We start from the raw sequence: 12167 nt of genomic DNA on the forward strand, positions 1-12167 counted from the left end.
CCATCACTATCCTGTGCCGATGCGGCAGACGTGGCGGGTATCGCTGGCCGGTCGGATATTCGGGATCGTGTTCATCGCCTTCGGGCTGTGGGTGATCGTCCGCGCCGGGATCGCTGTCGCGCGTGACGGGTTGGATCTCGCGCTTTCCTATGCGCTCGTGTTCGGCCTCGCTGCCGTGCTGCTGCCGGCGCTGTTGGCATTGCGGCCGGCCGTGACGCTGACCGAGACGGACGTCGAGGTGCGCAACCCCTTGCGGACCCAGCGGCTGCCGCTGGCCGACGTCGCCGACGCGAAGACCGGTTACGGCGGGCTGCGGATCGAGACCCGCGACGGCCGGGCGGTCACCGCCTGGGCCGTGCAGAAGTCCAACCTGGCCAACTGGACCGGCCGGCGCACGCGGGCCGACGACGTCGCCGACGCGATCGCCGGTGCGCGCGTTTCCTGAAGCAGCAGCCGGCCGACCGCCGGCGTTGTCAGGGGTATGAGGGACGAGCATGGACGCTGATCTCGAGGCGGAGTTCAGCGACTTCGTCGCGGCGCGCTCGCACGCGCTGTTCCGCACGGCGCTCGCGCTGACCGGGCATCGCCAGCAGGCCGAGGATCTGCTGCAGACGGTGCTCATCAAGGGCGCCCGGCACTGGCCGCGGATCCGCTCCGGCGCGCCGGAGGCCTATCTGCGCACCGCGCTCTACCGCCAGCGGACCAGCTGGTGGCGCAGCCTGCGCCGGCGGCCCGAGGTGGCGACCGACACCGTGCCGGAGACGGCCGTGACCGGCGACGCGACGGCCGACGTCGACCTGCACCTGGCGTTGCGCCAGGCGCTGGCGCGGCTCGCGCCGAAGCATCGCGCCGTGCTGGTGCTGCGCTACTTCGAGGACCGCCCCGACGCGGAGATCGCGGAGATCCTCGGCTGCGCGGAGTCGACCGTCCGCAGCCAGGCCGTGCGGGCGCTCGCCCGCCTGCGCCAGCTCGCCCCGGAGCTCACCTTGGACGCCACGAAGGAGGACGCGTCGCGATGACGGATCGACTGCTGCGGGAGACGTTCGAGCAGCTGGCCGACGACGGGCCGCCGCCGCCCGGGCTGGCCCGGGCCGCGCTGGCCGGTGCCCGGCGCCGGCGGCGGGCCGGCTTCGCGGCCGGTGTCGGCGTCGCGGTCTGCGCGGCCCTGGGCGCGGGTGTCGCCGTCAACGGGGGCGGCGGCAACCAGGTCGCGAGCGGGCCCGGTGGGTCGGTCGTCGCCGCGTACAGCGGCATCCGCGATCCGGCCGTCGAGGACCCCAGCCCGGCCTTCGATTACTCGCTGCTGCTCGACCGGGAGACCGGCGAGTACGAGCGCGTCCCGTACCGGTCGGTGATGCCGTCGCCCGACGGCGATCAGGTGCTGGTCGGCGAGGGCGACAACAGCGTGGTCCACCCGACCCGCGTCGGCATCATGGACCGCGACTCGAAGACGGTCCGCTGGATGCCAACGGGAGAGCGGGACGGGTTCCCCGGCAACGCGGGTGACGGCGTGTGGTCGCCGGACGGCAAGCGGATCGCGTTCCGGCTCGTTCCCAAGACGGGAGCGGTCACCGTGGTCGTGGTCGACGTCGCGACGTTGCGCACCGACGTCCTGCCGGTGCCGGACTTCCGCCAGGGTGACATCCGGCTCGCGTGGACGCCGGACAGCGCCGGGTTCGCGATCACCACCGCGACTCTGGCCGACGAGAGCGCCCCCTACGAGGCGGGCGAGGTCCAGTTCTACGACCTCGCGGGCAGGCTGTGGCGCTCCTTCGACGTTTCGGACCCGAAGCTGTGTGCGGCACCAGCCTTCTCCGCCGACGGCCGGCTCGCCCTGAGCGGGCCGCTCGGGCAGCCGGGTGACCTGTCGATCGCGGTCGCCGATCCCGCGACCGGTGCGGTGCGCGACCGGTTCGACGTGACCGGACCGGCCGAGCTCGTCGGCTGGATCGGCGAGGACCGCCTGCTCGTCCGCACGTTCGAAGGCCGCCCGGGCGGGGTGGTGATCGAGACCGTCGACCTGGCGGGCCGGGTGATCAAGTCGCTGACCCCGCCGGACGGTGTGTTCGCGCAACAGATCTACGTCGGCTCCGCCGCGGGCCTGCCGGACTCCGCGGCCGACCTGACCTTCTGAACCCGGGGGCCGGGAAGGTGCGACGGCCGCCATAGGCGAGACTGCTATGCATGGCCCGCTTCCCGTACCCGGACCTCAAGGACTTCATCGCCGCGCTGGAGAGTGCCGGTGAGCTGCGTCGGGTCGGCGTGCCGGTCGACCCGACGCTGGAGATCAGCGAGGTCGTGACCCGCACCGTCCGGGCCGGTGGGCCGGCGCTGCTGTTCGAGCGGCCGACCCGGGGCGAGATGCCCGTCGCGATCAACTTGTTCGGCACCGAGCGCCGCACCGCGCTGGCGCTCGGTGTCGAGTCGCTCGACGAGATCGGCGACCGGATCGGCGCGCTGGTCAAGCCCGATCTGCCGGTGGGCTGGTCGGGGATCCGGGACGGGCTGGGCAAGGTGATGCAGCTCAAGTCCGTACCCCCGAAGAAGGTCAAGACCGCGCCCTGCCAGCAGGTCGTCTACAAGGGCAACGACGTCGACCTGAACCGGCTGCCGGGGCTCCAGGTCTGGCCCGGTGACGGCGGGATCTTCCACAATTTCGGGCTTACCCACACCAAGCACCCCGAGACCGGCAAGCGCAACCTCGGCCTCTACCGGCTCCAGCAGCACTCGCACAACACGCTCGGCATGCACTGGCAGATCCACAAGGACTCGACCGCGCACCACGCGGTGGCCGAGCGGCGCGGCGAGCGGCTGCCCGTGGCGATCGCGATCGGCGCGGACCCGGTGGTCAGCTACGCCGCGAGCGCGCCGCTGCCGGGCGACATCGACGAATACCTGTTCGCCGGCTTCCTGCGCGGCGAGCGCGTGGAGATGGTCGACTGCCTGACCGTGCCGCTGCAGGTGCCGGCGCAGGCGCAGATCGTGCTGGAGGGCTACATCGAGCCCGGCGAGCGGCTGCCCGAGGGCCCGTTCGGCGACCACACCGGCTTCTACACGCCGGTCGAGCCGTTCCCGGTGCTGCACGTCGAGTGCATCACGACGCAGCGCGACCCGGTCTACCACTCGATCATCACGTCGAAGCCGCCGCAGGAGGACCACGGGCTCGGCAAGGCCACCGAGCGGATCTTCCTGCCGCTGCTCCGGCTGCTGATCCCGGACATCGTCGACTACGACCTGCCGTCCGCCGGCGTGTTCCACAACTGCGTGATCGTGTCGATCCGGAAGCGCTACCCGAAGCACGCGCAGAAGGTGATGAACGCGATCTGGGGCGCCCACCTGCTCTCGCTGTCCAAGCTGATCGTGGTCGTCGACGACGACTGCGACGTCCACGACTACGCCGAGGTCGCGTTCCGCGCGTTCGGCAACGTCGACTACACGCACGACCTGCTGCTCACGCAGGGTCCGGTCGATCACCTGGACCACGCGTCGTACCAGCAGTTCTGGGGTGGCAAGGCCGGCGTCGACGCCACCCGGAAGCTGCCGACCGAGGGCTACACCCGCGGCTGGCCGGACGAGATGACCATGTCGCCGGAGATCACGGCGTTGGTCGACAAGCGGTGGAAGGAGTACGGCATCTGATGGTGGCCGTGGCGGCACCGGCCCCGAACCGGGTACGGGCCTTCATGCGGCTGGTCGTGATCGAGCACTCGATCTTCGCCCTGCCGTTCGCGTACGTCGCCGCGCTGGCCGCCATGCGGCTCGACGGCGGCCGCGTGCAGTGGGAGACCCTGGCGCTGATCACCGTGGCGATGGTCGCGGCGCGGACGGTCGCGATGGCCGCCAACCGGATCATCGACCGGCGGATCGACGCGCAGAACCCGCGCACCGCCAACCGCGAGCTGATCACGGGCGCGGTGTCCCTGCGTACCGCGTGGGTCGGCTTGTTGATCTCGTTGGCCGTCTTCGAGGCCACCGCGGCCGCCCTCAACCCGCTCTGCCTGGTCCTGTCGCCGGTCGCGCTGTTCCTGCTGGTCATCTACTCGTACGCGAAGCGCTTCACCAACTACCCGCAGCTGTTCCTGGCCGCGGCGCAGGCGGTGGCCCCGGTCGGCGCCTGGATCGGCGTGACCGGCGAGTGGTCATGGCCGGCGTTCGTCCTCGGCGTCGCGGTCGGCACCTGGATCGGCGGCTTCGACTGCATCTACGCGGTGCAGGACCTGGAAGCCGACCGCCGGATCGGCATCGGCTCGGTGCCGGTCAAGCACGGCGTCCGCGGCGCCCTGGTCATCTCGGCGCTGACGCACGTGGTCACGGTCGCGTTCTACGTCTGGTTCGGCCTGCTCGCCGACCTCGGCTGGCTCTGGGGAGCCGGCGTCGCGATCACCGCGGCCGTGCTGGTCTACGAGCACGCCATCGTGAAGCCCACGGACCTGTCCCGGGTCAACCGCGCCTTCTTCACCGCCAACGGCGTGATCGGCATCGTGCTGTTCGCCTTCGCCCTGCTCGACCTGATCACCCTGCAGGGTCTGCGCGGCTGATCCACGCCTCCACGGCCGGCGGCAGCGGGTAGCGCGGCGACTCCAGCGACCAGTCGATCGTGCCGCGGACCGAGTCGGCGACGCCCTCGACGTAGCGCCGGACCGCCGCGTCGATGCGGGCGCCGAAGGCCGGCACGGCCGCGCGCAGCTCGACGAACCGGGTCATCCGGTCCTGCCAGCGGCCGATCACCTCGCGGGTCGCGGCGTCCCGGCTCAGGCCGCGCTCGCGGGCCGTGGCCAGCACCAGGTTGTGCCCGGCCGAGGTGTGCTCGTCGCGCTCCAGCGAGACCAGGTCGTTGAACCAGGAGAGCAGGTCGTTGCCGGCCGCGCTGATCTCGCGCAGGACCGGATGGTGGTAGACGGCCTCCGGGACGCGCATCCGGACGGCGCCGGCGAACTCGATCAGCGCGTACGACACGTACGCGGCCGAGGTGGCCCGCCGGAGCTGGATGTATTCGACGATGCCCGGGCGCCGGCCGACCCATTTGTTGCTCGCCTCGACCAGGATGCCGTCGAGGTGGTGGCGCAGGGCGTCGCCGATCCGGTCGACCGAGACCTCCGACAGCCCTTCGGTGATCGGCCGCCACGAGTCGAGCAGCATCGCCCGCATCGACTCGGTCAGGCCCGGTGCCGGGTGCCGGCCGTCGCTGTCGATCGTGGCGAAGACGCCCTCGACGGTCGCCCGGACCCGCTCCAACGGCGGGGCGGCGTGCCCGTCGACCGTGTCGTCGAGCAGGAAGAACCAGGTGAACAGCGCGGTGACCAGGCGCAGGTCGGGCACGCTGGCGTCGGGGTAGAGGCGGCCGGCGTACCGGGCGAAGCCACTGCCGTGCAGCCGCCGCGCGGTCTCGTCCGGGACGCCGCGGGCGATCAGCCAGCCGGTCAGCCAGTCCTGGACGTCATCGGCATGCGGGGAGATCCGCGGCGGGATGGGACAGAACAGACCGGGCGTCACCATGGGCAGCGGCCTCCCGTATGCGGGCCGGGTGGGGCTGGGCCCGGCTCATAGGCTTGACCGTATGCGAACGCCGTGGGTGGTAGGGGTCTCGGGAGCGTCTGGTACGCCATATGCGGCTTCGGTGCTGCGGGGCTTGCTCGACGCGGGCGAGCCTGTCGATCTCGTCGTGTCCCGGGCCGCGCGGCTGACGATCCTCGACGAGACCGGTGCGCCGCTGCGGGACGGGCACTGGAAGGACGACCTGGCCCGCTGGCTCGGCCGCGACCTGACCAGCGCCGACCTGCAGTTCTGGCCGGCCGGTGACCTGGCGGCCGGGCCCAGCAGCGGCTCGTACCCGGCCCGCGGGATGGTGGTGGTGCCGGCGAGCACGGCGGCGTGCGCCGGGATCGCGCTCGGCCTGTCCAAGGACCTGCTCCAGCGGGCGGCCGAGGTGAGCCTCAAGGAACGGCGCCCGACCGTGCTCGTGCCACGGGAGACCCCCGTGACCCGCAGTCACCTGCTGCACCTGCTGGAGCTCGACGCGGCCGGTGGGATCGTGTTGCCGGCGAGCCCGGGTTTCTACGGTGCCGGCGCGGCCGCGACCGCGGCGCAGTTGGTCGACTTCGTGGCCGGCAAGATCCTCGATGCGATCGGCGTGGCCCATGATCTTTCGCCACGCTGGACCGGCGTCATCGGTGGGGCCGCGGGCGCCCCTGAGCGCCTCTAGTGCAGCCCGGCGTTGGTCGGCCCGTGGCTGCCGCCCTGCGACGGCCCGGAGTTGCGAGGACGGCCGTTGGCGCCGTCGTCGAGGTCGTCGAGCACACCTTCGCCTTCGAGCAGGGCACGGACCTCAGATTCGCGGAAGCGGCGGTGCCCACCGGGTGTCCGGATGCTCCCGATCCGGCCCGCTGCGGCCCATCGCGTCACGGTCTTGGGGTCGACCCGGAAGAGCGCAGCCACCTCGCCCGGCGTCAGCAGACGATCTCCAGTGTCCACGGTCCCCTCCTCGCGTCAGCGAAAGCCTCTCGAACTGGTCAGATGTGCGCCCCGGCAGTGCGCGAGAGGCTTTCATAGGGACGTACGGCCATTAGAGCACCGTGAGAGTGCACTGTCCTGGAATCGGGGAAAACGCACTGTGTGGGAAGATCCCCGGTAAGATTGCGAGCCGTACTCTCCTTTGACCATGTTTCACGCGGACCGGCGAATCGTCCACTCCCGGCCCCGGTTAGGGTCTACAGGCCGTGGATGCCATCGACCTGCAGCTCGTGGAGTTGTTGCGTACCAACGCCCGGCTGTCCTTCGCCGAGCTCGCCCGACAGGTCGGATTGTCCGCACCGGCGGTGCACGAGCGGGTCGGAAAGCTCGAGTCGTCCGGTGTGATCCGCGGCTACCGCGCCGACGTCGACCCCGAGGCCGTCGGGCTCGGCGTGACCGCGCTGATCGGCGTCGTCGAGGAGTCGACCACCGACGCCGACGACCTGCAGGCGCTGCTCAAGGAGCTGCCCGAGATCGAGTCGCTGTACTTCATGGCCGGCGTCGAGTCGTTCCTGCTGACCGTGCGGGTGGGCACGATCGCCGAGCTGGAGCGGCTGATCGTGCGGCTGAACCGGACACCGGGGGTGGCTTCGACGCGCACCGCGATCGCGCTGTCGGCCAAGTGGGAGAACCGGCCCCGGCCGTTGCGGCCCCCGGCGGCATAGCCTGCATCCATGGAACAGCTCGACCGTTGCAGCGACACCGAACGGGCGTGGGTGACCGAAGCGGTCGCCGCGGTCGAAGCGGACGCGAACCGCTCCGCCGACACCCATCTGCTGCCTTTCCCGCTGCCCCGGGAATGGGGCGTCGACCTCTATCTCAAGGACGAGTCGGTGCACCCGACCGGCTCGCTCAAGCACCGGCTGGCCCGGTCACTGTTCCTCTACGGCCTCTGCAACGGCTGGATCGGGCCGCACACGACGGTCGTCGAGGCCTCGTCCGGGTCGACCGCGGTCTCCGAGGCCTATTTCGCCCGGATGCTCGGCCTGCCGTTCATCGCGGTGATGCCGGCGTCGACGTCGGCCGAGAAGATCGCGTTGATCGAGTTCCAGGGCGGCAAGTGCCACCTCGTCGACGACCCGTCCGCGGTGGTCGACACCGCCCGCGCGCTCGCCGCCGACCTCGGCGGGCACTTCATGGACCAGTTCACCTACGCCGAGCGGGCCACCGACTGGCGCGGCAACAACAACATCGCCGAGTCGATCTTCAACCAGATGGCCCGCGAACGGCATCCGGTGCCGGCCTGGGTCGTGATCGGTGCGGGCACCGGCGGCACCAGCGCGACGATCGGGCGCTATGTCCGCTACCTGCGGCACCCGACCAAGATCTGCGTGGTCGACCCGGAGAACTCGGCCTTCTATCCCGCGTACGTCGCCGGCGACTGGTCGGTCGCCACCGGCCTGGGTTCGCGGATCGAGGGGATCGGCCGCCCGGTGGTCGAGGCGTCGTTCCAGCCGCAGGTCGTCGACCGGATGTTCGCGGTGCCGGACGCCGCGTCGCTCGCCGCGATGCGCGCGGCCTCCGCGGTGCTCGGCCGCCGCGTCGGAGGCTCCACGGGCACGAACCTCTGGGGCGCGTTCGCGCTGATCGCGGAGATGCGCGCGGCGGGCGTACGCGGCTCGGTGGTGACCCTGCTCTGTGACGGCGGGGAACGCTATGCCGACACCTATTACGCCGACGACTGGGTGGCCGCGGCCGGCCTGGACCTGACGCCGCACCTCGCGGTGCTGGACGGGTTCCTGGCGACCGGGGAGTGGCCCGCCTAGCCGCGCTCGGCCAGGCCCGGGTAGTCGATCACGAAGCCGGCGTCGTCGACCGTCATGTCGGCGCGGAAGCTGTCGCTCTCGTAGCGGATCCGGTTGCCGCCGAGCGGCGTGTAGGTGTGCTCGCCCGCGATGATCTCCAGGCTGGGCAGCAGCACCCAGGCGGTCAGCACGTTGTACGGCCGGTCGGGCGTCGCGTTGAGCAGCCCCAGCCGGCGGATCACCAGCGTGTTGGTCAGCGGCGAGCCGCCGAGGTCGACGTCGAGCGCGCGCTCGAGCCGGGAGGCGTCCTCGATGCCGGGGAAACCGACCCGGCGCTTGCCGGCCGCGACCAGGGCGGCGTCAAGGTCGCCCTGCTCGCCGGTGGTGGCCCGCCAGCGCCCGGTGGCCCGCTGCATCCTTATGGTCCGCATCCAGCCGGCACCCTCGCAGCTCACGTCGAGCCGGGCGGTCTGCCAGTTCTCGTCGGCGATCAGCTCGTAACGGGCCTGGTAGGGGATCGGGTCGACCGCGAGCTGGGTGCCCCGGGCGACCAGCCCGCGGCGGTCGTCCAGGACCACCGTCTCGGCGCCGGGCAGGTCGGTGCGGGTCCACAGCAGAACCTTCGGCAACGTCGCCATGCGATCAACGTTACCGAAGGCTCCGTGTTCAGTGGGTACGGCGCGGTCCGCTGCGCGGGCCGCGGGGCCCGTGCCGGTGGTCGCGATCGCGGTGCTCGCGGTGCTCGCCGCCGTGGCGGCGGTCGCCGGCCGGGCGGTGCGGGCGGCGCGGCTCGTCCGGCGGCACCGGAACGCCGCTGGGCTCGCGCGCGCCGGTCAGCTCGGTCAGGGCGGCGTCGCCGGCCCGGACCCGCGTCTCTTCGGGTTCGACGCCGGCCTTGCCGAGCATCTGCAGCGTGCTGCGCCGCTGCTTGGGCAGCACCAGCGTGGCCACCGAGCCCGACTCGCCGGCGCGGGCCGTGCGCCCGGCGCGGTGCAGGTAGTCCTTCGCGTCCCGCGGCGGGTCGATGTGGACGACCAGGGACACACCGTCGACGTGGATGCCGCGGGCGGCGACGTCGGTGGCCACGAGGACGGTGGTCCGGCCTTCCTTGAACTCCGCGAGGGTACGCGTGCGCGCCCGCTGGGTCTTGCCGCCGTGCAGGCCGCCGGCCCGGACGCCGACCGCGGCGAGCTGGTCGACGAGCCGGTCCACGCCCATCTGGGTCCGCGCGAACATCATCGTGCGGCCGTCCCGGGCGGCGATCGAGGCCGCGACGCGGAACTTGTCGTGCGGCGGGATCAGCAGCAGGTGGTGGTCCATCGTGGTGACGGTGGCGACGGCCGGTTCGGTCGAGTGCGTGACCGGGTCGGTCATGAACCGCTGCACCAGGGTGTCCACGTCGTTGTCGAGCGTCGCGGAGAAGAGCAGCCGCTGCGCGCCCGCGGGCGTCTTGGCCAGCAGCTCGGTGACCTCGGGCAGGAAGCCCATGTCGGCCATCTGGTCGGCCTCGTCGAGCACGGTCACCTCGACGTCGTCGAGCTTGCAGATGCCGCGCTCGATCAGGTCGCCGAGCCGGCCCGGCGTGGCGACGATGATCTCCACGCCGCGCTCGAGGGCGTCGATCTGCCGGTCGTACGGCACACCGCCGACCGCGGTCTTGAGGAACACGCCGAGCGCCTTGCCGAGCGGCAGCAGCGCGTCGTTGACCTGCATGGCCAGCTCGCGGGTCGGCACGAGGACGAGCGCCTTGGGGTGCCGCGGCCGGGCGCGGTCGCCGCGGGCCACGCGGGCGAGCACGGGCAGGCCGAAGGCGAGCGTCTTGCCGGAGCCGGTCTGGCCGCGGCCGAGCACGTCCTTGCCGGCCAGCGCGTCGGGGACGGTGGCCTTCTGGATCTCGAACGGGGTGACGATGCCCTCGCGGGCGAGCGCCCGGACGAGCTTGCGGGGCAGCCCGAGCGCGCCGAAGCCGTCGGTCTCGGTCGCGGTCTCGGTGTTCGTCTCGGTGTTGGTCTGGGTGCCGGGCTCGGCCTCGGCGGGAGTCTCGAAGATGGACGGAAACGTGCTGGGATCAGCGAACGCGGTCAAGTGGGGCCTTTCGTGGCGGGCCATCTCGCGCGTCTTCGATCAGGGTGCACGCTCAGCAAGATCGCCCATGGGGCGCGGTAACACGCGCCGGTCGATGAACCCGAGAAGTGTACGGTGCGTGGCCGCCCGACGCCGAATCGATAAGGCTCCTCGTGTGCGGCGTCACTCGCCCGTGGTCACCCCAGGAACCCGGTGATCGAGTTGCTGATGAACAGGACGACGAGGACGCCGATGCCGATCAGGAGACCGAGGCCGATCGCCAGGAACAGCCCCACCTTGGCGTAGCTGCGCTTGGCGGGCATGGAGTCGGTGTGCCCCTGGGCCAGGATGTGCCCGGTCAGCGAGCCCGAGTTCTCGAGGGTGGCGGCGGGATAACCGGTGGTCGGGGGCTCGTCGTGCTGGCCGTAGAGCCGCCCCGTCCGCTGCCCCTGCGCCCAACGGCTGTAGTCGGCCGCCGCGGGCGTGCTGCCGGGCGCGGTCGGATTGATCGACTCAGGCCAGCTCGGCAACGCGGCCGCGGGCGGCGGCCAGGCATGCTGCCCGAACCCCGCCTGCGGCCGGCTGGCCACGGCCGGCGGGGGCGGGAACGGCGGTGCCGGTGAGGGGCCGGGCGGCGGGCCAGGTGGCGGCACCGGCGGGCCGGGCGGCGCGGGCGGCTGCGGCTCCGGCAGCGGTGGCACCGGCGACGGCGGCGGCTGCGGCACGGGCGACGGCGGCACCGGTGGCGGGCCGGGCGGCACCGGTCCTGGGGCCGGCGGTTGCGGCACCGGGCTGGGCGCGGGGAACGGCGACGGCGCCGGGCCGGGCGTCGGCTCCGGGCCCGGGAACGGCGGCTGTGGCCGCAGCGGCGGTTCCGGCTCGGGCTCGGTCGGCGGCGGGGGCCGCCGGCCGGGCGTCGGCCGCCCCGGCGCCGGCTCGGGCTGGGGCTCATCAGGCCGCGGCTCGTCAGGCCGCGGCTCGCCCGGGCCGGGCTCGTCCGGCTCGGGCGGTGTCGGCGGTTCGTCGGGGCGCGGGCGATCCGGCTCAGGTTCGGGGTCCGGCTCGTCCGGCCCACCGGCCTCGGCGGGCACGCCGCCGCCCTGTCGGGCGCCGCGGCCGGCCAGCAGGTCGCCGGCACCCGCCCGGTAGACCCGGGCGCTGCCGCTGCTCACCGCCGGTACGCCGTGGGCGAGTTCGCCCGCCGAGGGCGTGCGGGTGCCGGGCACCGTGGCCCGCGCCTTGGCGATCCCGGCCTCGTCGCCCGCCGCACCCGGCAGGGCCTCGACCGACGCGGGTGTGCTGGCGGACCAACCGGACCGCTGCGCCGGGATGGCGGACGCCGCCGGCTCCGCGGGCGGCGGCTCGGCCTCGGGCGTGACCGGGTCGGTGCCGGGCAGCGAGTAGCCCGGCGCGGGCGCCGGACCGGCCGGACCGGCGTCCGACTCGGGCCGGACGTAAGGCGCAGAATCCGACTTCTCCGCCTTGTGGAACGGAACGGCGAAGCCCGACCAGGGCGACTCGTCGGCGACCGGCACCTTCGGCACCCGCCGCTCCAGCGGCGGCACGGGCCCCTTGGCCGGCACGGGCGTGATCGGCCCCTGCGCGGCGGGAGCCGGCGCGGGCTCCCCGGCCCGGTAGGTCCCTGGCACCGACGGCGCGGCGACATGCGGTGCATCCGGCGCCGCCGCGGTGCGGACCGACGCCCGCCCGACCACCGAGGTCGGGGTCGCGCCGGCGGGCGCCTGAGGCAGATGGGAGATCGGTCTTCGTGCTCGTCCCCGCGGCCTCGGCGACGTCCCGCAGGCGGGCCCGCTGCTGCTTCACGCCAGCACCCCCACCAGCTCGGTC

Annotated in this window: 13 protein-coding genes; 8 read left to right on the forward strand and 5 right to left on the reverse strand. The window is 72.9% G+C overall.

Features of this window, described 5'->3' with window-relative positions; genetic code table 11:
• Nucleotides 1-19 precede the first annotated feature (19 nt).
• Genes AB0H87_RS03985 through mqnP form a run of 5 tightly spaced genes read left to right on the forward strand, consistent with a single transcriptional unit; the run spans nt 20 to nt 4538 of the window.
• Entirely contained in the window at nt 20-445 is a 426-nt protein-coding gene (locus tag AB0H87_RS03985; RefSeq protein WP_360139188.1) for a PH domain-containing protein, read from the forward strand.
• Between the two features lie 49 nt (nt 446-494).
• A complete protein-coding gene (locus tag AB0H87_RS03990) occupies nt 495-1019 on the forward strand; it encodes a SigE family RNA polymerase sigma factor (protein WP_360139191.1) in 525 nt (174 codons plus the stop codon).
• A complete protein-coding gene (locus tag AB0H87_RS03995; RefSeq protein ID WP_360139194.1) occupies nt 1016-2134 on the forward strand; it encodes a hypothetical protein in 1119 nt (372 codons plus the stop codon). The genes AB0H87_RS03990 and AB0H87_RS03995 overlap by 4 nt, the downstream gene beginning before the upstream one ends.
• A 50-nt stretch (nt 2135-2184) precedes the next feature.
• Nucleotides 2185-3639 (forward strand): menaquinone biosynthesis decarboxylase, encoded by a 1455-nt coding sequence (locus AB0H87_RS04000; RefSeq protein WP_360139197.1) that lies wholly within the window; start codon nt 2185-2187, stop codon nt 3637-3639.
• Nucleotides 3639-4538 carry a menaquinone biosynthesis prenyltransferase MqnP gene (mqnP, locus tag AB0H87_RS04005; protein WP_360139200.1) on the forward strand — a complete coding sequence of 300 codons (900 nt, stop codon included), beginning with the start codon at nt 3639-3641 and terminating at the stop codon, nt 4536-4538. The genes AB0H87_RS04000 and mqnP overlap by 1 nt, the downstream gene beginning before the upstream one ends.
• On the opposite strand, the gene AB0H87_RS04010 is transcribed toward mqnP, so the two are convergent.
• Nucleotides 4513-5496 (reverse strand): terpene synthase, encoded by a 984-nt coding sequence (locus AB0H87_RS04010; protein WP_360139203.1) that lies wholly within the window; start codon nt 5494-5496, stop codon nt 4513-4515. The two genes, mqnP and AB0H87_RS04010, sit on opposite strands and share 26 nt — an antisense overlap.
• 61 nt (nt 5497-5557) lie before the next feature.
• Here AB0H87_RS04010 and AB0H87_RS04015 point away from each other — a divergent pair, with 61 nt between their 5' ends.
• Complete coding sequence (locus AB0H87_RS04015; protein ID WP_360139206.1) at nt 5558-6202, forward strand: UbiX family flavin prenyltransferase; 645 nt, start codon at nt 5558-5560, stop codon at nt 6200-6202.
• Here the strand turns inward: AB0H87_RS04015 and AB0H87_RS04020 are convergent.
• Nucleotides 6199-6471, reverse strand: coding sequence for a BldC family transcriptional regulator (locus AB0H87_RS04020; RefSeq protein WP_360139209.1), 273 nt, complete (start codon nt 6469-6471; stop codon nt 6199-6201). The genes AB0H87_RS04015 and AB0H87_RS04020 overlap by 4 nt on opposite strands.
• A 245-nt stretch (nt 6472-6716) precedes the next feature.
• On the opposite strand from AB0H87_RS04020, the gene AB0H87_RS04025 reads away from it, so the two are divergent.
• Nucleotides 6717-7175, forward strand: a complete 459-nt coding sequence (locus tag AB0H87_RS04025; protein WP_360139212.1) for an Lrp/AsnC family transcriptional regulator — start codon at nt 6717-6719, stop codon at nt 7173-7175.
• A gap of 9 nt (nt 7176-7184) precedes the next feature.
• A complete protein-coding gene (locus AB0H87_RS04030) occupies nt 7185-8276 on the forward strand; it encodes a PLP-dependent cysteine synthase family protein (protein ID WP_360139215.1) in 1092 nt (363 codons plus the stop codon).
• On the opposite strand, the gene AB0H87_RS04035 is transcribed toward AB0H87_RS04030, so the two are convergent.
• The 3 genes from AB0H87_RS04035 to AB0H87_RS04045 all read right to left on the reverse strand — a co-directional run bounded on the left by AB0H87_RS04035 (nt 8273) and on the right by AB0H87_RS04045 (nt 12034).
• On the reverse strand, nt 8273-8893 hold the full coding sequence (locus AB0H87_RS04035) for a putative glycolipid-binding domain-containing protein (RefSeq protein WP_360139218.1): 621 nt from the start codon (nt 8891-8893) through the stop codon (nt 8273-8275). The two genes, AB0H87_RS04030 and AB0H87_RS04035, sit on opposite strands and share 4 nt — an antisense overlap.
• 28 nt (nt 8894-8921) lie before the next feature.
• A complete protein-coding gene (locus AB0H87_RS04040) occupies nt 8922-10205 on the reverse strand; it encodes a DEAD/DEAH box helicase (protein WP_360139227.1) in 1284 nt (427 codons plus the stop codon).
• 311 nt (nt 10206-10516) lie between these two features.
• Nucleotides 10517-12034, reverse strand: a complete 1518-nt coding sequence (locus AB0H87_RS04045) for a hypothetical protein (RefSeq protein WP_360139221.1) — start codon at nt 12032-12034, stop codon at nt 10517-10519.
• Nucleotides 12035-12167 lie beyond the last annotated feature (133 nt).

It is taken from the genome of Asanoa sp. NPDC050611 (assembly GCF_040654855.1).
Lineage (GTDB): Bacteria > Actinomycetota > Actinomycetes > Mycobacteriales > Micromonosporaceae > Asanoa.